Below are 25346 nucleotides of genomic sequence, written 5' to 3' on the forward strand. Positions count from 1 at the left end.
TCCTGCTTGTTTTTCCCTAGGAAGCGATTTCGAATGAAAATACCAGTTATGTCGTCTTTTTCTCCGATTCAGTCTCAAATAGATGCTGCCAGTCTTGATACGGCATCGTGCCATTCACTGTTTCCATGTCAAAGCGTAACGGTGCAATCAACTCGAGTGAATTGCCATCTGGATCCTCGAAGTAGATCGCCGCGTGCGCATGTGGATGGTTATCGAGAACAAGCGGTTGATCGGCTGCCGCTACACCAAAGGCCGATCGGACTTCAATTCCTCTCTCCTTTAACCAGTCCTGTGCTTTATCGATATTTTCTTGCTCCATTCGAAACGCCACATGTCGAATCGATGGGTGATACGGTAACTCGGCTTGACCGGCTTTCCATAAACCTAACCAACTCTTGCCATGCTCGATCCAAAAGAAAGCGACGCGTTCATTTTGGAACGCACATGCAAGTCCCAATTTTTCATAAAAGGCAATTGATCGTTCGAGTTCTTTGACCGGTAAATGAGCTTCATATAATCCAGCAATCATCTTCTTCACACTCCTCTTTTTCTAGTGTAAACCATCAATTTCCAAATTTACTATCATCAGAAACGTTTAATCCGACCTATTGAGGGAACATACACCCTATACCAAAACCAACTTTCAGGAGGAATGTTTACATGGCTGCATCGAAAAATCCGTTAACCCAATACTTTAATGACGATTTCCCAAAACAATATCAGGACGCACCAGCGGTTCAAGCAAAAATGGAACCTGTTCCCGATTGTGGCGAAGAGAGTTATAAAGGCTCTGGCAAATTGATCGGCAAAAAAGCACTGATTACGGGTGGCGACTCCGGCATCGGCCGAGCAGCAGCCATCGCTTACGCTCGTGAAGGAGCTGACATCGTGCTCAACTACTTACCGGAAGAACAACAAGATGCAGAAGAAGTCAAAGTACTCGTTGAAGCAGCGGGACAAAAAGCATATCTTTTACCTGGTGACCTAAGTGATGAAGCGTTCTGTGGACAACTCGTCAAAGAAGCACACGAATCGCTCGGTGGACTCGACATTTTGGCGCTTGTCGCAGGGAAACAACAAGCTGTCGAAGATATTCTCGACCTGTCAACGGAGCAATTACGTAAGACATACGAAATCAATGTCTTCTCCCTCTTCTGGGTCGTCAAAGCAGCCTTGCCACTCTTAAAAGAAGGGGCTTCGATCATCACGACGACATCCGTTCAAGGATACAACCCAAGCGCGAACCTCTTGGATTATGCATCGACGAAGTTTGCCATCAACGGATTCACGCGCGGACTCGCTAAACAAGTCGCGCCAAAAGGAATTCGTGTCAACTCCGTCGCACCTGGTCCGATTTGGACACCGCTTCAAATCTCGGGTGGTCAGCCAAGCGAAAACATTCCAGAGTTCGGACAGGAAACACCACTGAAACGAAGTGGTCAACCGGTCGAACTGTCGGATGTTTATGTCTTCCTCGCTTCAGACGCTGCGAGCTATGTTACGGCGCAAATCTATGGTGTCACAGGCGGAATCGAATTAGCATAAGAATTGCATTTGACGGGAATGACTCAAAAGTCAGTTTCTACAAAGACCAGGGTGGCAGAATGATAATCTGCCACCCTTTTCTCGTAAAAAAAGAAGTGCTCGTTACACGCGACTCCTACAGGAAAAAGCGCATTTTTGCGCTGTCAGAGACAAACAAGACCCGCTTTCCTGCTGAAGAAAGCAGGAAGGCTGGCTTGTGTCTCGCCTGAGGAAAGGGCGTGAAAAGACGAGTCACTCTTTTTTGAGTCAGCCCCCTTTACGTATATCTTAACGGGATATCAGTTGCATCACCGGGTACCATTTAGTCTAATGAAAGTAATAACGATGAAGGAGTGAATCAGATGACTGAAAAAGAAAAGATGATTCAAGGGGAACTCTACTTAGCACAAGATCCGGAACTCGTAGCTGACCGTATCCGGGCACAATCGCTCTGTTATGAGTTCAATCAATTGAGTGTTCATGATGGGACTAAACGGAAGGCACTTCTTCAACAATTATTCCAGACGGAGCAAGCCGACTTTTACATTGAACCGACCTTTAAATGTGACTATGGCTATAACATCACTTTAGGGGCTCGCTTTTATGCCAACTACGACTGTGTCTTGCTCGATATTTGTCCGATCACGATTGGTGACAACTGCATGCTTGCTCCAGGAGTACATATCTATACTGCGACCCATCCACTCGATCCTGTCGAGCGCAACAGCGGTTATGAATTCGGGAAACCGGTCGTCATCGGGAATAACGTCTGGATCGGTGGACGCGCGGTCATCAATCCCGGTGTGACAATCGGAGATAATGCTGTCATCGCCTCAGGTAGTGTCGTCGTCAAGGATGTACCGGCAAACAGCGTCGTCGGTGGAAATCCAGCCCGAGTCATCAAAACAATCTAATTCTCATCAAATTCTAATCTGTTCCTCAGCTTCCTTTCACGTGGTCTGGTTATTCTATGTATAAGAACAACAGCCACTACTAAAGGAGGACATCATCATGACTGAAAAACGAACAGATAAAGGGAATAAACGTTTCAAAAAAGGAATCGCTACACTTGCCGTAACGGGTACAGTCTTAACAGGAGCCGGAGCGTTTCTCCTCTTCACAGGTCCAGGACACTCTCTCGTCAACTCGACGGTCACCACTTCACAGCAGGCAGAGCAAAAAGTCGAAGCTGCTTCGCGCCAAGTCGAACAAAAGCTTCCTGCTTCGATGCGTGACGATCAAGAAATCGAAGGCACATTACAAAAACTATCGGATCGTTCAATGACAATTGACGTCAACGGTGACACTCAGACGTATGACTTCGCTTCGTCAGTCGAACGCGAAGCCGTGCAAGAAGGCGATTGGGTCAAAATCGATCTGAATGCGAATCAGCAAATCACGGAACTGGAGCGAGAAGATCAAGACGATCGGAATGACCGAGAGGACGATGGCAATCGCTCAGATGATTCATCAGACGATGCGAATGAACGATACGGCATCCTTCGTGCCCTATCACAAAGTGAATTGACACTCGAACAAGATGGACAAGAGACGGTTTACGCGATTGCGGATCGTGCGGAACGTGATGCTGCGAAATCTGGGGATATCGTAAAAATCGAATTGAATGCAGACGGTCAAGTCCGTGAAATCGACCGTGAAGATGACGACGAAGATCGTAATGCTACACGCGACGAAGACCGTGACGATGCACGGGAACAAGAAGTCCGCGGCACGCTCGCTAAAATAACGAATCAAGAGATCATCATCGAACAAAACGGTGCACAAAAGTCATACTCTCGTGCATCAAACATGGAACAAGATGATGACGTCCGCGTCGGTGGTTCCGTCAAACTTGAGTTGAACGCGTCAGACGAAGTGACAGAAATCGATGAATGATCATTAAAGGAGGATGTTTATGCCAACCACCATCTTAATCGTTGAGGACGATGCGAAAATCGCACGCCTCCTTGAACTCGAACTCCAATATGCCGGGTACGCGACACGTGTCGCCCCCAACGGAAAAGATGGTCTCGCTGCCGCTGAGCATTCGGTTGATCTCGTCTTACTCGACGTGATGATGCCGGAGCTGAGCGGCTTCGAGGTGTTGCGCAGGCTCCGTGGAAAAGGTATTCATGTCCCCGTCATTATGCTAACGGCACGTGGAGAAGTTTACGATAAAGTCGCAGGACTCGATCTTGGTGCGAATGATTATGTGACGAAACCGTTCGAGATGGAGGAACTCCTTGCCCGGATCCGGGCGTTACTCCGCACCCCGACTTCAACGAATAACGCATCGCGCACGTTACAGTTCGCCGATCTTGTACTCGACCTTGATCGACATGAAGCATTCCGCAACGAATTGCGACTCGATTTGACACCACGCGAGTTCGAACTCCTGACGTATTTACTCGAAAACAAGGAGCATGTCCTGACACGCGAACAAATTCTAAATCGCGTCTGGGGGTACGATTACTTCGGCGAGACGAATATCGTCGACGTCTACATCCGTTATCTTCGGAAAAAAGTCGATGCTCACCCTCCTGCTTTGATTCAGACCGTTCGTGGGGTGGGTTATGTGCTACGGGAGGCGACGCCATGAAGCTTCGAACGAAACTCGCTTTATCCGTCACCGCCTTTACGACACTCTTGTTGTTACTTTCGTTTATCGTCGTAACCTTCGTCGTCCGCAATCATTTGATTGAATCCCGTTATACGCAGCTTGAACAGGCAGAGGAATTGATGGAGGATGATTCATCAGTCCGAGCATTACTGACGCTTCATGAGGATTCTGTCGTCTTATCGAACGAAGATGGACGATGGGTCATTTCAAATGATGAAGAGGATGACGACTCGTCTACCGTTAATGGAGACGTACAAGCGAGTGACCTCCCCGGTATTCCACGTTCGAATGAGCCATTCAAGTCTGGCGATTGGTTCGGTATCGTCTATCAGGATCAAGCCTATTTGTTCGAAGATGAGAGCGTCGATGATACGGTCTCGACACTCATCTTGACCTTTACCATCGTGTTGGTCGTCGGAATCGTCATCGCGTTCATCAGTAGCTTCTGGATTGCGTATCAGACACTCCGCCCGCTCAGACAACTGAATGATACGATGCAACGGATCTCGTCTTCTGGAACGCTTGAGACCGTGCAGACCGAACGCGATGATGAGATCGGTCGCCTCGGTCATGTCTTCAATCAGATGATTGGGCGTGTCGATCAGACAATGGAACAACAACGGCAATTCGTCGCCGATGTCTCGCATGAGATGAAGACACCATTGACGGTCATCGAAGGCTATACACAATTGTTGAAACGATGGGGAAAAACGAAGCCGGACGTCCTCGATGAATCGATTGAACACATCTTGCAGGAGACGCACGCGATGCGGACGACCTTGATCGAGCCCATGCTCGAACTGTCTCGTCTCGGCTATGAGGAAACGTCTGTTGAAGAGATCGACTTAGCGGAGCTTGGCAGCGAACTCGCCGATCGGATGTATCACGCGACAGGGACAATCATACCTGTTGATGCCTCTGGAACGATTCGGGCGAATCGCGAAGCGGTGCTACGCATCTTGACGATTTATATCGATAACGCCCTAAAATATGCCACTTCTCCTGAATTGCATCTGCGCAAGGAGCGACTCGCTGTTCTTGACCGCGGGACATCTTTAACAAACGAAGAACGTGCCCGGTTATTTGATCGGTTTTACCGACTTGATGCAGCACGCGATCGTTCAGGAAGTGGACTCGGATTGTCGATTGCCGCTGCACTTGCGACGACACACCATTTTCAGGTCGGTAGTGAAGCGCGTCAGCCAGATGGCAGTTGTTTCTATCTGATTCCCGAGCAGTCTAAATGAAACTTTTTCTACATTTGTGTCGTACACTTAAGGAAGAACGTCACATGATGAAAGAAGGAATTTCACGATGGCTAAAAAACGTTGGGGTGGACTTGCTGTTGCCGGCGCCTTTCTCTTAACGAAAGGAAAGGTCATCCTTGCCTTATTGAAATTTTCGAAGTTTGGAGGCACTCTGATTTCGTTCGGAGTTTCGCTTCTCTTTTACGCTCAAGTATTCGGCGTCTGGTTCGGGGTCGGATTGCTCTATCTCCTATTCATTCATGAGATGGGACATCTACTTGCTGCGAAACGACTCGGTTTTAAAACGGGTCCCGCGATTTTCGTACCGTTCATGGGAGCCGTCATCGGGATCAAAGATACGTTCCGGACACCAAAACAAGAAGCGATTCTTGCGTACGGTGGACCACTCGCGGGTCTCGTGTCCCTGATTCCGCTTGCGATTGGATACGCTGTGACCGGAAATGACTTTTGGCTCGTCATCTTCCATCTCGGAGCTCTATTGAATCTCTTCAACCTACTTCCCGTCAGTCCGCTTGACGGCGGACGGATTCTTGCGGGACTTCCGATCATCGTTTGGGTTGCAGGTCTTGCTGCCTTGATTGCTTACGGCATCACGAACTTCAGCTTGATTCTGCTCTTGATCGCTTTCTTCGGCGGTAGTGCTGTCTGGAAACGGTATAAGTTCGCAAAACAATATGAAGAGAACCGATCGACCTTGATGTTATACCGTGCTGCACGCGAACGCGTCTTACGCGCAAAGGCGGAGCAAGAACGTGCAAACGCGGAAGTCGCTCTTGCACCGGAAGTGGAGGAAGAACAAACGGTCGAAAGTACGTACGACCCGATTGCTTGGTCACTTCGTCTCGATTTACAAGATTTGCGACAAGCGAGTCCGGAAGAGGCACGTCAGGAAGCGGACGATCTGTTACGGTATCAATATGATGCTGCGAACGACTACGATGCGTTGTTGCGACGAATCGATCAGCGGATCGAACCGCTCCGACTCGCTGAAGAGTCCGTCCAGTATCACCAGATGCCGAAAAAACAACAAACGATCACACTCCTTGCTTACTTGGCGCTCGGTGCCATTTTATTCATTGCTTTTGAGTACTCGAAAGGGTACTTGCCTACCCCCTCTTAAATCGAGTTCCATCGGATGCGCTTCGTGGCGCATCCTTTTTTCATGGAACGAACACATTGACTAGAGTGATTTCTTGCATCTCATCAAAGAAGCGACTACTCTGAGTAAAACCCTACTTACCACTTGTCTAAAAAAGGAGGCTCTCCTTCCATGAATAAAAATACTGCCCGCCTGGGTGAAGCACCTGTCAATCAGCTCTTACTTAGTCTCTCTTTACCGGCGATGGTCGGGATGCTCGTCACGGCACTCTACAATATCGTCGATACGATTTTCGTCGCTCAAGGCATCGGTACGGCTGCCGTCGCCGCCGTCGGAATCGCTTTCCCGGTCCAGCTTGTATTGATGGCGATCGCTAACTCAATCGGTATCGGAGGTGCTGCAATTGCGTCACAACGGCTTGGTCAAAAACAAACGGATGGTGCCAGTCGTGCTTATGCCAACGTCTTGATAGCGGTTTTTTTCATCAGTATGCTCGCCATCATCAGTGCTTTCATCTTCGTCGAACCGTTACTTCGTCTCTTTGGAGCGACAGATGAGATCATGCCGTATAGTATCGATTTCTTACGCGTCCTCTTGATCGGATCTCCGTTCTTCATGTTGACGATGGCGTCGAGTGCCATGTTACGTGCAGAAGGACGCGCGAACTATCAGATGCGCGTCATGCTGACGACGGTTGCGATCAACATCGTCCTGACACCGCTGTTCATCTTTGGTCTTGATTGGGGCATCCAAGGTGCTGCACTCGGGACAGTCGTTGCGCAAATCGTCGGTGCTGCACTTGTTTTCCGATTCTTCTTTACGAAACGTCGGCAAACGGGGTTAACACTCGATAGAAATGCTTTCAAACCCGATTTCCGTTTAACGTTTCGGATGATGCAAATCGGATCGTCGTCTTTCATCATGCAGGTTTCTCAATCGATTTTGTTCATCACTGTCAACCATATGCTCGTCCGGTACGGGGGTACGACAGAACTAGCGACGTTTGCGGTCATCAATAAGTTCATGGCGCTTGTCGGTATGCCGATCATGGGGATCGTACAAGGGATGCAACCGATCGTCGGGTATAATTTCGGTTCTCGGCAATTTAGCCGGATGTCGCTTGCCATCAAACTCGCAATCCGTTACGGCTTATCGTTATCAATCAGCTTGTGGTTACTGATTCAACTGTTCCCCCGTTTTTGGGTCGGCTTGTTCACGGAAGAAGCAGCACTGCTGCAGGAAGGTTCGAGTGCGATGCGCATCTTATTCGCTCTATCGTTCGTCTACGGGATTCAAATGATTATCAACGGGATGTATCAATCGCTCGCCAAAGCAAAAGTCGCTTTATTCTTGTCCTTGTCACGCCAAACGTTATACACGATTCCACTCGTCCTGATTTTACCCCTGTTCTTCGGTGTCAACGGGGTCTGGTTCGCTTTCCCGATTGCTGATGCGATGGCTGTTTTGACGGCCCTTGTCTTCGCCTATAAAGATCGCGTTCTGTTATTTAAACCGGAGGAATACGTCGCAGAGGAACAAAAAGTCGCCACCGCGAAGTGACTGGAATGGATATCAGATCATCTGCCTTGCAGATGGTCTTTTTTAATGGACTTCTATAATACGAACATGTATTCTGTTACTAGTGAATGACAGAAAGGGGTCTGCTGTATGTATACATTAGCGATTGACTTTGAAACGGCAAATCGGAATAGCCGAAGCATTTGTGCGTTTGGGTGGTCCGTCCTCTCCAACGGTCGCGTCACGGAGAGTAAACAGGTCTTAATCAATCCAGAAGAGAACTTCGACGCCGGAAACATCCGGGTTCATGGAATTCGTCCGAGTGATGTCTTCGATGCACCGACGTTACCTGAAGCGATGGAAGCACATGGCTTATACGATTTAATCGCAGGTGCTCAACTGGTCGTCGCCCATAATGCATCATTTGATATGGGGGCGCTCCAAAAAGCGATTCAAAAATATGATATGTACCAGATGCCCGCTTTCACGTACGGTTGCACGGTCAAATTATCCCGCAAACTGTATCCGTGGTTGCCGAATCATCGATTGAATACGATGGCAGAATTCCTCAACGTCTCTTTCCAGCACCATGATGCGAAAGAGGATGCCTACGTCTGTGCCTTGCTCTTAAACGATATGTTGGAACGAACGAACCTACAGGATCCTGTCACCTTGCATACGTTTTGTGGCGTTCGGATGGGACAGGTTGCCTATTAAACAAAAAAACACTCTAGACACAAAATCTAGAGTGCTTTCAGATTGTAGACAACAAGGATGACTCCAAAAAATGACGCGTCTTTTCACGCCCTTTCCTCAGGCGAGACACAAGCCAGTTTTCCCGCTTCGAGCAGGAAAACGGGTCTCGTTTATCTCTGACAGCGCATAATGCGCTTTTTCCTGTAGGAGTGGCGTGAAACGCGTTATTTTTTTCTAGAAGAAGGATTCGAGAAGCGTTTTGTTCACTCGACATCGCTTCCTAGGGAAAAACAAGCAAGAGCGACCCTGCAGCGAAGCGAAGCGGCGCGATGCTTGTCCCAGGAAAACGATGCGAGACGAACAAAAAAGCGCAATCCTTCTCGTTAGAGAAAAATTGCACTTTACCTTCAATCTCAAAGCACTCTAGACACGAAATCTAGAGTGCTTTTTGATGCTGTTCTATTATTTGCTTGTTTGTTTGATCGGGAACCAGCCTGGACGACTTGTGATGCCTGCCCATAATGCATCTGGAACGACGAGTTCTGCTTGTGCTTCTGGATCAAGTTCTGTCCGGATTGACGCAAGATCACCCGCTTCGACTTTTTCAACCCACTTCGGTTCCATGATCAGTTCACGACCGAGAGCGATCATTGGAACGACAGCCAAACCTTGTTCGACTTCGTCCGCTGTGTGCAGCGATCCGACACCGATGACAGGTACTTGTTCGCCAACACGTTCTTGGACGAGCGTGATTGGTGATGTCGTTGCATTTTCGTCACGAATCGAACCTGCGAAGAAGTCCATTACGGAAACGTGCAAGTAATCTAGGTCTTTTTTCGCCAGCTCATCGACGAGGCGCATCGTATCATCGAGTGTGATTCCTGGATTTTCGATCTCTTCTGGAGAGAAACGGTATCCGACGATGAACGAAGGATCCTGTTTCGCGACAGCTTCGACTGCATCCACGACCGCTAATGGGAAGGCGAGACGTTTTTCTAAGCTACCGCCCCATTTGTCTTCGCGACGGTTTGAGTGTGGTGAGAAGAATTGTTGAATCAAGTACGTGTTCGCACCGTGAATCTCAACACCATCAAATCCAGCTTCCATCGCACGACGTGTCGCTTGACCGAATGCTTCAATGATTGCTTCAACTTCTTCTGCCTCTAACGCACGAGGTGTCATTGCCCCTTCACGTACAGGTGCGACAGCACTTGCACTGACTGTTTGCCCACCGACGAGTTCTGGTGGTGCCATACGACCAGCGTGGAAGATTTGTAAGATCGCTTTTGCGCCTTTATCTTGAATCGTTTTTGCAAGTCGCTTCAGACTTGGAACGAGATCGTCACGATGCGCACCGAACTCATTCGGGAATCCTTGACCGTCTGCCGTGACGTTCGCACATGCTGTAATGACCGCACTGACGCCACCTGAACGTTCTGCATAGTACGCGAGTTCCGCATCCGATACTTCGCCGTTCTCTTGTGCCGCATAGTTCGTCATCGGTGCCATCAAGACGCGGTTTTTCAGCGTCACACCGTTTGGTAATGTAAATGGTTCAAACATTGCTTGAGTTGCCATGAGTGAAGTGCCTCCTCTAATTTCTTGAATTGAATATCGACAGTATACGCTCGTCTTCCTCTGAATAGCTACTGATGTGCTTACGCGATGTGTCACTTGCGGATCGCTTTACGACGACCACCCGGCCACCACCAGTTCCAGTGACCAAATAGTTTCATCAGTGCGGGGACGAGTAACATCCGGACGATCGTAGCATCAATAAATATCGCAAGCGCGATACCGACGCCAAGTTGTTTAATTGGACTGACGCCCGTGAAGGCAAACGCTCCAGTGACGACGATCATGATCAAGGCAGCAGACGTAATGATTTTACTCGTCTTCGCAAGCCCCATCTCGGTCGCGTAATCGTTATCGCCTGTCTCGTCATAATACTCTTCCATTCGCGAGACGAGAAACACTTCATAATCCATCGATAAACCAAAGACGAGTGAGAAGATGAAGACCGGTGTCAGAATGCCGATCGTCTCCTGTGGAAGAACTGCGCCGGACTCGAACAAGATGACGAGTAATCCGAATGTCGCTCCTAGACTAAGCAAATTCATTAGAATCGCCTTGATCGGAATCAAGATGGACCGGAACGCAATCAGCAGGATGATGAACGTTGCCAAAACGACGACACCGACTGCTAGTGGGAGTTTCGATTCAATGGCATCATAAATTTCCTGATTGAAGGCTGCCGGTCCCCCGACAAGATAACCGTCCGCTTGCATCTTTCGCACCCAGTCTTGCGAAGCAGCATCGCCGGGATCTCCTTTTAAGTTAACGTCAATCCGTGCTTGGTCGTTCTCTGATAGAAATGCCGTCAAAGCTTCGCGCCCGGCCGGAACAGCGACTAACTGCTCGAGCGGCACTTGTTGCTGTTCGGCAATCGTTGCGGCGGATACGACGGAACGTACATCGGGATCCGACTCGAGTCGAATCGTCACGTCTTCGATTTTTTCTCGTCCCACCTCTGAGGAAGCATCAGCAGATAAGATGAGGACGGCGTCCGTTCCATCGTTTCCGAATGTTTTTTCCCACGACTCAAAAGCGAGACGCGACGGATACGATTCCGGTAAAGCAGTCGCTTGCGGAATATTCAACGTCAAGTCACGTAACGGCAATAAACAAGGTAACAATAGCAATAAGGACAAAATCGTGACTGCGACCGGGTGCTTCATGACGAAACGAGCGAGGCGACGCCAACGATCTTCACTACGACCTGCTCGTTGCCGGAAGAGTCGTCCTTTCTCTAATACCTTCCCGAAGACGATCAATAGTGCTGGTAGTAACGTTAATGCACTGACGACTGCCCCGAGGACCGAAACGAGCGTCCCGATTGCGACAGCGCGGAAGACATCCACATCAATCAGTAATAGCCCGGCAAGTCCGACGAATACACAGATTCCAGAAAATAAAATCGAACGCCCTGCCGTCTCGACCGAACGGATCGCCGCCTTCCGAATATCTTGTCCGTCCTGCCGTTCTTCTCGGAAACGGTTGACGTATAACAGCGAAAAATCAATTCCGAGCGCCAGCGAAATCATCGCGACCGCATTCAAGACGAAGATTGATAACTCTTGTTGTCCGGCGACGAAATAAAGAACACCGGCACCAAAGACAAAAGTGACGAGTCCCATGATCAACGGTAGGATGGCGGCAACCGGAGTACCGAAAACGAGTAGCAAGACGATCAACGCTGCTGGAATTCCAATCAACTCAGCCCGGATGAGGTCATTTTTTGACGCTGTATTCAAATCATCGACGACGACCGGTTCACCCGTTAACCGAATCGTTCCCGTGTCATCCAGCTGACGTGTGACCGCAGCTGCCCATTTCGCATCAAGTGTCGGTACCCCGACCGTCACGTATCCCTTATCGTCCCGAATCGCTCGCGGATTTTCAACAGGACCAGTGACGTTCCCGACGCCTTTGATGTCACGGAAGCGCTCGACATGTTGCACCATCGTTTGTTGTAGGTTCTCTTGATTCTCAAATAGGACGATGATCGTATGCGGATCCTGACCGAAGTCTTGATCGAGTACTGTCTCGACGCGTTGAAAATCACCATCACGCGTAAATCCGTTTCCTTCTAGACGATCGGGTAATTGATAGGCGAAATAACCAAGCACGACGAGCAGGATTGCCCAAACGATTAACACTCCTCGAAAATACGTACTTATCAGATGACCAAGCCGTTCCATGATGCGTCCCCTTTCTGTATAAACGTACAAAAAACATCCTTCTTGCTGAAAAGCGAAAAGGATGTTTCGTTACGTCTTTTGAAAAATTTGAACCCATGTGTTGCCGAATGTCGCCGATGTCGATACGATCGCAAGACGTCGCGCCTCTTCATCGAGTAACACACTTTTGAGTAAAACGGAGGAATGACATCCCTCGAACTTATATTTCAGCTGATTCTTCTCATACAAGTAAAAACGAGATGAATCGGTGATCGAAAACAATTGGTGCCGGTGATCAACGAGTGAGTACTCCGCGTAATCTGAAAAAGGAATAATCGATTCCTGATTCGTCGCAGCGTCCCAAATCACATACCGTTCTTTTAGATCATCATAAGAAATGATTGTCGTAGGTGCGATGAATCGTTCGAACGTCAAACGTGTATCATATCCTCGCTCCACTAAGCGTCCGAACAGTGGCGCCTCTTCATAATTTGAGTACCGCCAGTCCCCTGTTTGAACGTTCACACAGACGACGTCTGTTTCTGCCGTGTACAGGAAGATCTCATCGTCTTGCCACAAGAATAAATTACTGAACCATGCTTCGGAAAAAGCAGCGGGTCGCTTGATATAATCTAAATGCCCTTGCTCTAAATCTAGTAAACCAAAATAAGCTGACTCTTCAAATACGATGAACAATCGTCCACCGCCTGGCTCAATGTACCAGGAGAATGGAACATACGCACATGCTGTTTCCCATAGTGGTCTTAAATCCGCATCACATTTCATAAATCCGTGGCGATCTCGAAAAAGAAGCAAATCCTCCCCGATTCGATCGAACAGTGAGACGGATTCATGGAGTAACAGCTCTGCAGCAGGTTTATACATATGCATCACTTCCTACTTCATACGGTATCAACCTTCTCAGTTTCTCGCTACTATTGATGCGCTCGACTTGCACCTCCTGTTATACTAACTTCATGGAAAAAGGAGGACGAACACGATGAAACCTTTACAATTATCAGCAGAGACGGCTGTCGAACTCGCAAAACGTCTGAACGTACCACTTGAACAACTGATGCATATGCCGCGCCATATCTTGATTCAAAAGCTCGTCGAACTCGAGCAGGAACAAGCGAAAACGGAATCGGATTCGTCTAGCGAATCGAAATCCTGAGTAAAAAGCCTCTTTTCCAATGACGGAAAGAGGCTTTAATCTTCGTTTAAGATTGTGGATGATAGTCGGATTTACCGTAACGGAAGACATTGATGATCGCTTTTCCATCACTCGGATAACCATTCGGATGATCGATTGGGAAGAGTGAGAAAAAGACGAAATAAAACGAGAAATACGCAAATTGGTACGTAAAAATCGACGCCTCGAACACGCCGGCATATATGAGACCATTTACGACTAAGATACTCACCAAGTTCGCGATCGATCCACCAGCGTAGACCATGATATTAGCAAACTTCGTTTCATGACGTAGTGCCTCATACTGACACCAGCCATCCCAAAAATAAACACGATTCAGTCGAATCGGACCAACACGAAGCAATGACTTGCCTGAACCAATATTGATTTCCATGTTTCCACCGAATAATCGGGCGAAAAAGTAATGACCCATCTCATGAATCAATGTCACGATAGGCAGCAGCAAAAAGAACGACAAAAAGAATTTCCATAAGTCACCGAAACCGAACATACACCGTACACCCTCTCACTTCAAAACAACATCTTAAATACTACATATGAATTTTCCCGAAAGATGTATCTTCAAACAATGTTTCGATGATTTTCGCAAGTCAATTGCATGACAGACTGACATCGGACTGTCATCCACGTAAAAAAAGGACGAAGCCCTATAGCGCTCCATCCTTCTTTATTTAATCGGTTTTCTTACGACGTTTGTTCGCTGCGTACAACAATCCGATGATCGTTAGTGCTGCACCGCCTGCTACCGCGTATTTCTTGTAGTCTGCTTTTCGTTCGGCGATGACCGTCGTCGTCAATGCTTGGACGACCAACTGTTTCTCTTCATGCAGTCGTGGTGCGTGCAACTTAACAGCACCCGACTCCACCAATACCTCGAATTCACCGTTTGGCAATTCAATCGTAATATCCTCTTCCGTCGCATTGTGATAGACACGCTGCCGTTCGATGTACCCTTCATAGGTGCGCTTCAGTTCAAAGGCAATGACACCTTCCCCTTCTTCAAGGAAGCGTAGATGTTTTTTGATCATCGCTGCGTTTGCGAGACGGAACATCGGATACTGACGACGGAGGGCAATCAATCCTTTGACGTACTCAACTGCCGGACGCTCTGTTTCCGCCCGTTCATAGTCAAGACGATTGACGACTTCACCCGCATTGAAGCTGTCACGAATTCCGTCCTTCGTCCGGAAGAACTCTTGTCCGGCATGGAGGAACGGAATCCCTTGCCCCGTCAAGATGATGGCATTTGCGAGCATTTGCCGTTTCCGGCGAATCGCTTCCGTATCCTCTGGACGAGACACCGTTAATTTATCCCAAATCGTCAAATCATCGTGTGCTTCGACGTACGAGACGACCTGATTTGGTTCATCGGCAAATCCTTGCGAAGAGACGTTGCCGGCGATTCCCCGTTTGACTTCACTCGTCCGGTCGAATGCGCCACTGATGAAACCGCGGTCTTCCGGCGTTTGAACATCGCCTTTGACCCCGTCCCGTAAGCCGTTATTAAAATGAGCGATTCCTGGCATCTTCGGTGCATTGAAGTAGTTCGCTTTTTCTTCCGGATCAAGTGGCGTATCGAGATCCCAGCCTTCACCAATGATTAGAATCGACGGATCGATCCGGTCAAGTGCATGGCGCACCTGATTCATCGTCTCGACATCATGCAGTCCCATCAAATCGAATCGGAAACCATCCAGATGGTACTCTTTCGCCCAGTACGTAACACAATCAAGAATGAACTTCCGCATCATCAAACGTTCGGATGCCGTATCATTCCCACAGAAACTACCGTTCGACAGGCTACCATCCGCCTCTTGACGATAGAAGTATCCAGGAACGAATTGACCAAGTGGAACCGTTGCTGCATCATACGTATGATTGAAGACGACGTCCATGATGACACGAATCCCGCGGTCATGTAACGCTTGTACCAATTGTTTTAATTCAAGGATCCGCGTTCGTGGATCATCCGGATTCGATGAGTACGAACCTTCCGGTGCAAAGTAGTTCACCGGATCATACCCCCAGTTATAGTTATCCGGGTCGTTCGGCGCTGTCTCATTGACTGAGCCAAAATCATAGATCGGCAGTAACTGGACATGTGTCACACCGAGATCCGCTAAATAATCAAGTCCCGTCAATCCGCCATTTGGTGTCCGAGTCCCTGCTTCCGTCAATCCAGTGAACGTACCACGTGCGACGACACCACTAGCCGGATGACTCGTTGCATCGCGCACATGTAATTCATACACAACTGCATCTTGCGAAGAATGGAACAGTGGGCGTTCTTCGATCCATCGTTCTGGTGTCACACTTGTCGGGTCAATCAACGCACCGCGTTTTCCATTCGTTCCGACGGCTTTTGCATACGGATCGACCGCCTCGACCTTTTGTCCGTTGATGCTCGCTTGAAACGTATAGAAATAACCTTCATATGCCGCTCGATCGAGTTCAACGACGTACGTTCCCCGTTCGCCTGCCACCATCTCGACCTCTTCGACTTTTCGTGCGCGTAGTGTCTTGTAGAGACGAATCACGACACGTTCTGCCGTCGGCGCCCACAAGCGCACGCGAATCGCTGTCTCTGAGAAGGTCGCTCCTAAATCATTTCCACTATAGGCAAATCGCTCATCCAGTTCTTGCGGTGTGAGCGTCAACATGTCTGCTGTTTGTTTCAAAGCTAAGCACCCCTTTCATTTCATGGTTTTTATTATAACAAAATTTCAAAGCAGTGGACGCTTCCGGTATTCCTCTCTAAAATAGAGAGTGGAATGAAAGGGGAGATTAACATGGCAGCAAAAGATAATTCATTTGATATCGTGTCACAAATCAACATCGAGGAAGTCAAGAATGCAGTTCAGATCGCACTAAAAGAAATCACGAACCGCTTCGACTTCAAAGGTTCAAAGAGCGACATGAAGCTCGAAAAAGAGGATTTGATTCTAATCTCAGATGACGATTTCAAACTCGATCAAGTCAAAGATGTCTTAACAGCAAAATTGATCAAGCGCGAAGTCCCGACAAAAAACCTGCAGTACGAAAAAGTCGAACAGGCTGCTGGCAATACGGTTCGCCAACGCGTCATCCTGAAAAGTGGAATCGACCGCGACGATGCGAAAAAGATCAACAATGCCGTCAAGGAATCGAAATTAAAAGTGAAGACACAGATCCAAGATGATCAAATCCGCGTTACAGGTAAATCACGTGACGACTTGCAACAAGTCATGCAAATCGTTCGTGAGCTTCCGTTATCGGTCGACGTTCAATTCATTAACTTCCGTTAATCTACTCGCGTCAAATCGGCTGAACGTTCTTGTTCAGTCCATCAAACAAAAAAGGGAGGTGCTTTCTGGATCGTATCCAAAAAGTACCTCCCTTCATTTATAGTGTTGCTTATTGCGCTGTGTAACCACCATCGAGAACGACAGCTTGACCCGTGACACCTGCTGCTTTGTCACTTGCAAGGAAAATAGCGTAATCCGCGATTTCTTTGACTTGGAGTAACCGTTGTTGCGGGACAAGTGGGTAGATGACTTCTTCTAATACACGTTCGAGTGGTACATTCCGTGTTTCAGCGAGCGAAGACAATTGGTTTTGGACGAGTGGTGTATCGACATATCCTGGGCAAATCGCGTTGACCGTGATACCTGAAGTTGCTCCTTCTAATGCTGCGACTTTCGTTAAACCGATGACGCCGTGTTTCGCACTATTATAAGCAGCTTTCCCTGCAAAACCAATCAATCCGTTGATCGATGACATGTTCAAGATTCGTCCAGAGCCTTGTTTTTTCATGATCGGGAAGACATATTTTGTATAAAGGAATGGTGCACGAAGCATGATGCTTTGAAGCAAGTCGAATTTCTCAGTCGAGAACTCTTCGATTGGTGAGACGTGTTGCATACCCGCATTGTTGATGACGATATCAATCGTTCCGTAGTGTGCGACAGTCTGTTCGATACTTGATTTGATTGCCTCTTCATTCGTCACATCACCTGCGACGGCAAACGCATCGAAGCCTTTTTCACGAAGTGTTTCAGCAGAGCGTTTTGCAGCTTCTTCCTGAAGATCGACGATAACGACCTTCGCACCTTCTTGGGCGAATTCTTCAGCGATCTCAAGACCGATTCCGCTTGCTGCTCCTGTAATTAATGCAACTTTTCCTTCGAGTTGTTTCATCATGATGGATTCCTTCTTTCTTTATCTTTACGTGTTCGGTCTCTTTACTGTACGCTGATTGAAAGAATAATAAAAATGAATACTTGTTATGACATCTATAACTCAAAAGAATAGGAGAATACTGATGGATTTCCGCCAACTGGAATACTTTACGGAAGTGGCACGCTTCAAAAGCTTCACTCGTGCTGCTGAACATCTCCACGTCACGCAACCGACACTCAGTAAAATGGTCCGTCACTTAGAAGAAGAACTTGAGATGGAATTATTCGATCGGAGTAAACGACAAATCGTCCTGACGGATGCCGGTGAGACCTTATTGATTGAAGGTGAAAAGATTCTGCGGCAGTTATCTGACCTGCCTTCCCACCTTTATGATGTCATGCATTTGACGAAGGGAACGATTCGGCTCGGTGTGCCCCCACTGATCGGTTCGCTGTTTTTCCCGGGTCTCTTGCGTCACTTCGAAGAGATGTATCCGATGATTCAAATCGAATTAATCGAAGCCGGTGGACATGCGTTAGAAAAAGCGGTCGTCGCCGGTGAAGTCGATTTGATCGCAACGGTGCTGCCTTCGGATGAGCATTTAACGACGCACCCCTTCATTGAAGAAGAATTGCATTTGTTCTTACCAAATGATCATCCACTCGCTGATCGGTCGATGATTGCATTAGAAGAAGTTTCCGACATGCCGTTCGTCTTGTTCAACGAAACATTCTCACTACACGATGTCGTCTTGAATGCTTGCCAAGATGCCGGGTTTACGCCTAACGTGTCGCGAGTGAGCTCGCAATGGGACTTCTTATGTTTACTGGTTGCAGAAGGAAATGCCGTGACCGTCCTGCCGCGTTCGATCGCGGATCGCTTTTCGATTCGTGGCGTCAAAACGATTCCGCTTGAAACACGTGTTCCGTGGCACTTAGGAATCGCCGTCCCGACCGGTCGCTATCAATCGTACGTGACGCGGAAATGGATCCAATTCGTCAGCGAGATGTATTCCAAATAAGCATACCTTTCATAAAAACCATGTATTTGTAGCATGGTATTTCTTCCTTTACGATAAGAACATCGTTAAAAAAGAAAGGAAGTCCTTTACCATGGCAACTCATTTTGAATCACGTCACGAAACCGGCGTAAAAAAACTCAGCGAATTCACAGACGCAAACGCCGCACAATCTACGCATGACAAAATCTCTGAATCCCTGAAAGATATCGCTCCAGCAGTCGGTGAGTGGATCACGGATTTCGCATACGGTGAAGTTTACAGCCGCGATGGTCTCGTCAATCGTGACCGCGCAATCGTTACGATTGCTTCTCTCGTCACACAAGGTACAGAACCACAGCTCGCTCTCCACATCAATACTGGATTGACAGCTGGTTTAACAGGAAACGAAATCGTCGAAGCTATCATGCATCTTGTTCCTTACACTGGATTCCCACGTGTCTTGAACGCACTCGAAGTCGCAAAAGTCGTCTTCGCAGAACGTGGCGTCACAGTCGAAACAGAATAAGATAGGTACGACTTAATTGAAAAAAGATGGGCATGACGCATTTTCGGGTATCTCCTTAACAAAGGAGTGGTCGATCATGCGTTATGCCCTTTTTGCGGATCTTCACAGCTCATTAGCCGACACAGCGGCTGTCCTAGCTGACATACGGCGGCTCGCTCCCGATGCGCATTTGTTTTGTCTCGGTGATGTTCATGAATGCCATGTCGGTAAAAAACGAGCGAAGCGCTATTCTTTCGAATCGCTCTCCCTCGTCGTGACGCTCGATGATGATTTTTTAAAGCTAATTGATTTTAAGACGTTACTGGGTAATCAAGAAGAGCGCATCCTGTCGCTCGTTCCACCACATCTGTCTCCTGTCATCGATGCATTACGCGATTGCCCTCGAAAACAACGGATCGAGGGGGCGTTATTGATTCATGGAGATCAACTCAGTTGGTCGCGGGATTTTCTACCCGACCTGTCACAACAACGCGAACCGTTACTGTTTTTTGGTCATAGTCATATCAGAGGTTTGTTTCGAAATGGCATCGCGAAACCGAGCCCACTAGGTCAAACTTTATCCATCAAAGACAAACGGTATGCCGTCAATCTAGGTCCCGTCGTCTTCGAACGAGAATGGTGTCTTTACGATTCAGAGCAACAAACGATCGTATTCCATCAGGCGAACTAAGAAGATACAACAAAAGCCGTCGGGCACAGGGCTCGACGGCTTTTGTTCATGCATCTTATTGATCAGAGATAACGGACAAGCGATGCCTTGACGACATCCACTTGTGTGAAGTTCGTCTCTTCCGCGAATGTTTCGATGACTTGACGGACATCCCCTTGACGACGTACGAAGCTCGTCGGGACTGGTGTCGTACCGACAAGTTGCTCATGCAGACTCGTCAATCGATGATCATCGATGATCGTCGTCATCAAATCAAGGAACAGGAGAACATGCAGACGGTTCAAATAATCCCACGGCTTGTCTTCCGAACGGAATTCATTTCGGGCGAGCCACTTTTTCAATCCGATCGCATCGATTTGACTCAACGTCTCTGTCGTGCGTGCCGACTTCCAAAGCGTCAACAATTCCCCAAGTTTTTTTCGTGTCTGTTTCTTACGCATGAAGAATTCAAAATTATCTTTCGTCCGTAATGCGTCTCCTTCGATCGGAGCAATCAAATCGGCTTCCGGCGCCGTCACGAAATCGTGAACGAAATCGACAGACTCTCCCGGTAACCAAGCAGCGACTTTCCCGTGAAAATCAGCCATGAAGGCGACCGTTTCTGCCAAAGGCTCCTGCTTCATTTGTGAAGCAGCTTGCTGTAATCGTTCTTTCGTCTCAGTCTTCATAATCTACCTCTTCTTATTCGTGGATTGGTCTTACATTTCTTCCGGAGCGCCGACACCGAGTAAACGAAGACCCTCTGTCAAGACAATCGTGACCGACTTGACGAGTGCAAGACGCGATTGTTTTGCTGCGTCATCTTCGAGAACACGGACGTGTCCGTAGTATTTATTGAAGCTTTGTGCAAGATCTAAGACGTAGCGGCTGATGATTGATGGCTCGCGACGTGTGAACGCGCGATCGATGACCGTCGAGAATTGGTTCAGCATCGAGACGACACCCCATGCATGATCATCGGCACTACCAGCGAATGGTGTGCCATCATAGCCACCTTTACGGAGCAACGAGTGCGCACGGGCATTCGTGTACTGGACATACGGTCCTGTTTCGCCTTCGAATTTCAACATCTGCTCAAGATCGAACTCGATGTTGTTCATCCGTTCGTTCTTCAAGTCGTGGAAGATGACGGCGCCGACACCTACTTGACGAGCCGTTGCTTCGGCATTCGCTAAGTTCGGATTTTTTTCCGCGATATTTTGCTTCGCAACGTCGATCGCTTCTTGTAGTACTTCTTCAAGTAAGACGATCCGACCTTTACGCGTCGACATTTTCTTTCCGTCCTTCATGATCAGACCGAACGGCACATGGTGCATTCCATCGACGTTCTCAAATCCAAGTTTCTTCAAGACTGCGAACAATTGCTTGAAGTGAAGCGCTTGTTCCCCACCGACGACGTAGAACGCTTGCTCAAAGCGGTACGTTTCGAGACGATAGACGGCAGCTGCTAAGTCACGTGTCGCATAAAGCGTTGCGCCATCTTTCTTTTTAATCAAGGCAGGTGGCATACCCTCTGCTTCGAGGTCGACGACCATTGCCCCTTCTGATTCGACGAGGAGATCTTTTTCTTCGAGCAAATCGATGACGTGTTGCATCTTATCGTTGTAGAAGGCTTCTCCGTTCAAACTATCGAATTTAACACCGAGCATCTCATAGACACGGTTGAACTCAACGAGTGAGACTTCACGGAACCACGTCCAAAGCGTCGTTGCCTGCTCATCACCTTGTTCGAGTTTTTTGAACCAGAGACGTCCTTCGTCCTCAAGTGCCGGATTTGTTTCCGCTTCTTCGTGGAACCGGACGTATAATTTCAACAATTCCTTGATTGGTTCTGCACGGACCGCTTCTTCCTCACCCCACATCGTGTAAGCCACCATCAATTTCCCGAACTGTGTTCCCCAGTCCCCTAAGTGGTTGACACCGACGACGTCGTACCCTTTTTTACGTGAGATTTGGTTGAGCGCGTTCCCGATGACCGTCGAACGCAAGTGCCCCATCGAGAATGGTTTCGCGATGTTTGGTGATGAAAAATCAGTGACGATCGTTTTTCCATTCGCTTCACTTGATCCGAACGCCTCTTGCTCCGTCAGGACTTGGTTGACGATTTCTTGCGAGACGACTTCCCGGTTCAAGAAGACGTTGATGTAAGGACCAACAGCTTGAACGTTCGAGAACAACGGCGCGTCAATTTTTTCTGCGAGCTCCGAAGCAATCATGTTCGGTGCTTTACGGAATGCTTTAGCGAGCATGAAACATGGGAATGCCAGATCTCCATGATCTTCATGTTTCGGTTGCTCGATCAGTTGTTCGATTTGTTCAACCGATAAGGCACCTTCCATGACGTGATGTAATACTTCTGCATACTGCGCTTTATAACTCATCTTTATTTCCTCCTGCTTCACTGATTTTTTGGCAATAAAAAACGCCCCTTGCGCCACGCGCAAAGAGACGGAATGACCGCGGTACCACTCTTCTTGGTGTCATTTCGACACCCACCTTGTTCGGGGATAACGGGGTTCCCCCGGCTACGCCTTTTCCATCAGGAATCGGGTAGCGTCTCAGAAGTGCGTTTCACGACCGGTTCGTCCTCAGGCTTCCACCATTCCCTGATTCGCTAGTTGACGAATATCAACCGTTACTCTCTTCATCATTGACTGTATTCGATATCTTTCACATTATACGCAATTCTTTCTTTTCTCTCAACCTTATTTTTTTGGTAAATGGCTTATCAAAATTTCCACAATTCGGGTATAGGAATAAAAGATACTTCTCAGGGGGAGGGATGTTTCATGCGCTACTACCAACATGTAGCCCGGACGAGCTGGATCGTCTTCGGTCTCGTCGCCTTGACATTATTAGTGATCGGCATCGTTCATCCACCAACCTTCCATCCTTCTGTCTCCATCATCAACACCCTTTATTTATTCGGACTCGTTCTCCTGTTTCAGTTCGATAATGTCCGTCGTGGTGGCATTTACTATACATTCCAAGAAGGAATCATCTTATTTTTATTCCTCAATTACGGTTTAACGTACGCCTTGATTTTAAGCCAAATCGGTATTCTCGTCTTTCAATTCATGTCCCATCGAAAAGCGATTCGCTGGAAACGTTTCGTTTATCTTTACCCGATCAATGCCTTATTCGATTTAGTCTACATCTCGCTTCCGGCCTTTGCGTATTATGCGCTCGGCGGACCGATCGGCTCAAACTTTACGTATACGAAAGCCTTGCTCCCTTTCACCGGCTTTTTGATCACCGTCTTCCTTGTCTCTTACTTCCAATGTCTATTCGTCAATCGATTCCTCTACTTGAAATACGATTGGCAACGTCTCGTAAAGCTTCAGTCCCTCGTCTATGGAATCAGCATGTTAAGTGCTCTACTCGGAATCTGGTTCTACGATGAAAGTCCGCTCGTCGCGGCTACAGTTTCCGCCTTGATTCTCTTTTTGTTCAAACGTCTGTTGCAAGAGCGTGGCGACTCCCTTGAAGCAAACGATAATGCCAAGCGATTCGATGATGCGAAGGAACACTTGTTGATTTCCCGCTTCGAACGCGAGACGATCGATTCACTGCTCCTCGATTTACCACATCTGTTGCCGTTTTCTGAAGGTTGGATCTCAATTCAACAACAGCGGAAACAAGTCATCTATAACATTCGGACGAAACAACCGATTGACGTGTTACCACTGTTTCATTCCTTGTCAGCCGACGATTTGCATACCCCGATCATCTATGGTCTGCGTTGCGACTGGGGAAACGATATTCAAATCGGATTGCCTGTCGATCGTCACTCGATGTTAGCGATTCCTTCGATTACAAGCGGTGAGGTCGATGTTTCAATCATCCTGTTCCATCAAGTCGCAGACGCCTATGATGCGACGAATGCCGACGAATTATCTCGTTTGCTCCGTATCTTTTGTCGCGTCTTAGAACGCTCACGTGAAACGGTCCAACTCTATACAGAAAGTCGGACCGATGCCTTGACCGAGTTACCGAATAGTCGGGCTTTTTATGAACACGGTCGGCAGGAATTTGCCGCTGACTGCTATCCGCTCTCCGTGATCCTGTTCGATATCGATCATTTCAAACGTGTCAATGATACGTATGGTCATAAAGTGGGCGATCTCGTCCTTCGTGAACTCGGTCGACGTATCCAGGCGATCCAATTGCAATATGATGATGTCTTTGCTGCTCGTTATGGCGGGGAGGAATTCGTGCTTCTGTTGCGAAATGGTAGTCAAGAGGCTGCTATCCAGATTGCCGAGACGGTCCGCCATGCGGTCATGGATCGTCCCTTCCTCGTCGATGGTCACCGACTGTCCTTAACGGTCAGTCTCGGAATTGACACAGTGGAGGAAAGATATCAACGGACGTTCGAAGAGTCGTTACGTCAAGCCGATCATGCACTCTATGTCGGCGGAAAACACAACGGACGCAATTGTACCGCGCATTACGCAAATCTTTGAAAGGTCGTGACTCTATTGTCGATTACGGAAATTGAAATGACGCTACCGACATCACAAGCTCACCGGACGATTCGGATTCATCGGCCGCCCCATTTAGATCCTTCTGAAGCGTTACCAGTGATTTATATGCACGATGGACAAAACGTCTTCAGTGGAGAAACCGCCTCGTTCGGAAAAGGCTGGGAGATTCATCTTGCGCTACAACAGACACAGATTCCGGCAATGGTCGTTGCGATTGATAGTCCAGAAGACGGCATGGACCGTTACGACGACTACGCTCCTTGGAGTGATGAAGCTTTATTGATGCGGACCGCTTATCCTTCGCACCGGAAGTCGATCGGGGGAAACGGTAAGGTCTACATGGACTGGATCATTCGCGAGCTAAAACCATACATTGATGCCAACTACGCGACACGCCCTGACGATACGACGATGATTGGCAGCTCGATGGGTGGCGTCATCTCGCTTTATGGATTATTCGCGTATCCGGAAGTCATCACGCGTGTCGCTGCCCTGTCGACTGCCGGATGGGCAAACTTCTCCTCACTGCTTGAATTCATCGAGCGCAGTCCGTCGCTGTCTACTGCCCATCGCTGTTATATGGATGTCGGGACAAAAGAAGTGAGTGGTCCGATGACCGAAACGGATTATTTACACACAAATGATGTCTTAGCACGCGCGGTCGAACAGAAACTTACTCAAAGTCGCTATACGATCATCCCGGAAGCGATTCATCATGAAACGGCCTGGGCCGAGCGTTTACCGGATGTTTTGCGTTACTTGTTTCCTTCCTCGTGAATACACAAAAAGCCGGGCGATTTCTACTAAAGAAATCCTCCGGCTTTTTA

At 48.1% G+C, this 25346-nt stretch carries 24 protein-coding genes and 1 other annotated feature; of the genes, 15 read left to right on the forward strand and 9 right to left on the reverse strand.

The genetic code is table 11. The features are described 5' to 3' along the window. Window positions 1-46 precede the first annotated feature (46 nt). Window positions 47-529, reverse strand: a complete 483-nt coding sequence (locus K7G97_RS15450) for a VOC family protein (protein ID WP_223040991.1) — start codon at window positions 527-529, stop codon at window positions 47-49. Between the two features lie 131 nt (window positions 530-660). On the opposite strand from K7G97_RS15450, the gene K7G97_RS15455 reads away from it, so the two are divergent. The 8 genes from K7G97_RS15455 (at window position 661) to K7G97_RS15490 (ending at window position 8746) form a co-directional block, all read left to right on the forward strand. Continuing rightward, window positions 661-1545: an SDR family oxidoreductase gene (locus K7G97_RS15455; RefSeq protein WP_223040992.1), complete on the forward strand. Its 885-nt coding sequence runs from the start codon at window positions 661-663 to the stop codon at window positions 1543-1545. Between the two features lie 341 nt (window positions 1546-1886). Next, window positions 1887-2438: a maltose acetyltransferase domain-containing protein gene (locus tag K7G97_RS15460; protein WP_035395634.1), complete on the forward strand. Its 552-nt coding sequence runs from the start codon at window positions 1887-1889 to the stop codon at window positions 2436-2438. Between the two features lie 97 nt (window positions 2439-2535). Next, on the forward strand, window positions 2536-3420 hold the full coding sequence (locus tag K7G97_RS15465; protein ID WP_262415768.1) for a hypothetical protein: 885 nt from the start codon (window positions 2536-2538) through the stop codon (window positions 3418-3420). A gap of 19 nt (window positions 3421-3439) precedes the next feature. Beyond that, a complete protein-coding gene (locus K7G97_RS15470; RefSeq protein WP_087681615.1) occupies window positions 3440-4123 on the forward strand; it encodes a response regulator transcription factor in 684 nt (227 codons plus the stop codon). Further along, window positions 4120-5391, forward strand: coding sequence for a sensor histidine kinase (locus K7G97_RS15475; protein WP_223040993.1), 1272 nt, complete (start codon window positions 4120-4122; stop codon window positions 5389-5391). Before K7G97_RS15470 ends, K7G97_RS15475 begins: the two co-directional genes overlap by 4 nt. A 67-nt stretch (window positions 5392-5458) precedes the next feature. Then, window positions 5459-6532: a site-2 protease family protein gene (locus K7G97_RS15480; RefSeq protein ID WP_058704417.1), complete on the forward strand. Its 1074-nt coding sequence runs from the start codon at window positions 5459-5461 to the stop codon at window positions 6530-6532. A gap of 150 nt (window positions 6533-6682) precedes the next feature. Continuing rightward, a complete protein-coding gene (locus K7G97_RS15485) occupies window positions 6683-8071 on the forward strand; it encodes an MATE family efflux transporter (RefSeq protein WP_223040994.1) in 1389 nt (462 codons plus the stop codon). Between the two features lie 108 nt (window positions 8072-8179). Beyond that, window positions 8180-8746, forward strand: a complete 567-nt coding sequence (locus K7G97_RS15490; protein ID WP_053452136.1) for a 3'-5' exonuclease — start codon at window positions 8180-8182, stop codon at window positions 8744-8746. Window positions 8747-9187: 441 nt separating this feature from the next. Here K7G97_RS15490 and K7G97_RS15495 read toward each other — a convergent pair whose 3' ends face one another. The 3 genes from K7G97_RS15495 to K7G97_RS15505 form a co-directional block, all read right to left on the reverse strand. After that, complete coding sequence (locus tag K7G97_RS15495; protein ID WP_023469665.1) at window positions 9188-10303, reverse strand: NADH-dependent flavin oxidoreductase; 1116 nt, start codon at window positions 10301-10303, stop codon at window positions 9188-9190. A gap of 92 nt (window positions 10304-10395) precedes the next feature. After that, window positions 10396-12486 (reverse strand): MMPL family transporter, encoded by a 2091-nt coding sequence (locus K7G97_RS15500; protein ID WP_223040995.1) that lies wholly within the window; start codon window positions 12484-12486, stop codon window positions 10396-10398. Window positions 12487-12555: 69 nt separating this feature from the next. After that, window positions 12556-13350, reverse strand: a complete 795-nt coding sequence (locus K7G97_RS15505) for a hypothetical protein (RefSeq protein ID WP_195865985.1) — start codon at window positions 13348-13350, stop codon at window positions 12556-12558. Between the two features lie 115 nt (window positions 13351-13465). Between K7G97_RS15505 and K7G97_RS15510 the strand changes: the two genes are divergently transcribed. Continuing rightward, complete coding sequence (locus K7G97_RS15510; RefSeq protein ID WP_195865986.1) at window positions 13466-13639, forward strand: YycC family protein; 174 nt, start codon at window positions 13466-13468, stop codon at window positions 13637-13639. A gap of 46 nt (window positions 13640-13685) precedes the next feature. On the opposite strand, the gene K7G97_RS15515 is transcribed toward K7G97_RS15510, so the two are convergent. Both K7G97_RS15515 and pulA read right to left on the reverse strand, forming a co-directional pair. Further along, window positions 13686-14168 carry a site-2 protease family protein gene (locus K7G97_RS15515; RefSeq protein ID WP_058265683.1) on the reverse strand — a complete coding sequence of 161 codons (483 nt, stop codon included), beginning with the start codon at window positions 14166-14168 and terminating at the stop codon, window positions 13686-13688. Between the two features lie 181 nt (window positions 14169-14349). Then, complete coding sequence (gene pulA / locus K7G97_RS15520) at window positions 14350-16356, reverse strand: type I pullulanase (RefSeq protein ID WP_262415769.1); 2007 nt, start codon at window positions 16354-16356, stop codon at window positions 14350-14352. Window positions 16357-16467: 111 nt separating this feature from the next. On the opposite strand from pulA, the gene K7G97_RS15525 reads away from it, so the two are divergent. Next, window positions 16468-16962, forward strand: coding sequence for a YajQ family cyclic di-GMP-binding protein (locus tag K7G97_RS15525; protein WP_023469671.1), 495 nt, complete (start codon window positions 16468-16470; stop codon window positions 16960-16962). 109 nt (window positions 16963-17071) lie between these two features. On the opposite strand, the gene K7G97_RS15530 is transcribed toward K7G97_RS15525, so the two are convergent. Further along, window positions 17072-17857, reverse strand: coding sequence for a 3-hydroxybutyrate dehydrogenase (locus tag K7G97_RS15530; protein ID WP_029342884.1), 786 nt, complete (start codon window positions 17855-17857; stop codon window positions 17072-17074). A gap of 121 nt (window positions 17858-17978) precedes the next feature. On the opposite strand from K7G97_RS15530, the gene K7G97_RS15535 reads away from it, so the two are divergent. From K7G97_RS15535 to K7G97_RS15545, 3 genes are all read left to right on the forward strand, one after another. Then, complete coding sequence (locus K7G97_RS15535; protein ID WP_223040996.1) at window positions 17979-18857, forward strand: LysR family transcriptional regulator; 879 nt, start codon at window positions 17979-17981, stop codon at window positions 18855-18857. Window positions 18858-18948: 91 nt separating this feature from the next. Beyond that, window positions 18949-19362: a carboxymuconolactone decarboxylase family protein gene (locus K7G97_RS15540; protein WP_023469674.1), complete on the forward strand. Its 414-nt coding sequence runs from the start codon at window positions 18949-18951 to the stop codon at window positions 19360-19362. A gap of 76 nt (window positions 19363-19438) precedes the next feature. After that, complete coding sequence (locus tag K7G97_RS15545) at window positions 19439-20032, forward strand: metallophosphoesterase family protein (protein ID WP_223040997.1); 594 nt, start codon at window positions 19439-19441, stop codon at window positions 20030-20032. Between the two features lie 62 nt (window positions 20033-20094). On the opposite strand, the gene K7G97_RS15550 is transcribed toward K7G97_RS15545, so the two are convergent. Then, a complete protein-coding gene (locus K7G97_RS15550; protein WP_050678446.1) occupies window positions 20095-20700 on the reverse strand; it encodes a hypothetical protein in 606 nt (201 codons plus the stop codon). A 30-nt stretch (window positions 20701-20730) separates the two neighbouring features. Beyond that, window positions 20731-22413: an arginine--tRNA ligase gene (gene argS, locus K7G97_RS15555; protein ID WP_023469677.1), complete on the reverse strand. Its 1683-nt coding sequence runs from the start codon at window positions 22411-22413 to the stop codon at window positions 20731-20733. A 60-nt stretch (window positions 22414-22473) separates the two neighbouring features. Then, window positions 22474-22692, reverse strand: a binding site (T-box leader). 129 nt (window positions 22693-22821) lie between these two features. On the opposite strand from argS, the gene K7G97_RS15560 reads away from it, so the two are divergent. Together K7G97_RS15560 and K7G97_RS15565 are read left to right on the forward strand one after the other, a co-directional pair. After that, a complete protein-coding gene (locus tag K7G97_RS15560; RefSeq protein WP_223040998.1) occupies window positions 22822-24498 on the forward strand; it encodes a GGDEF domain-containing protein in 1677 nt (558 codons plus the stop codon). 15 nt (window positions 24499-24513) lie between these two features. Continuing rightward, window positions 24514-25296 (forward strand): alpha/beta hydrolase, encoded by a 783-nt coding sequence (locus K7G97_RS15565; protein WP_058713927.1) that lies wholly within the window; start codon window positions 24514-24516, stop codon window positions 25294-25296. The last annotated feature ends 50 nt before the right edge of the window (window positions 25297-25346 follow it).

This window comes from Exiguobacterium acetylicum (assembly GCF_019890935.1).
GTDB lineage: Bacteria > Bacillota > Bacilli > Exiguobacteriales > Exiguobacteriaceae > Exiguobacterium_A > Exiguobacterium_A abrahamii.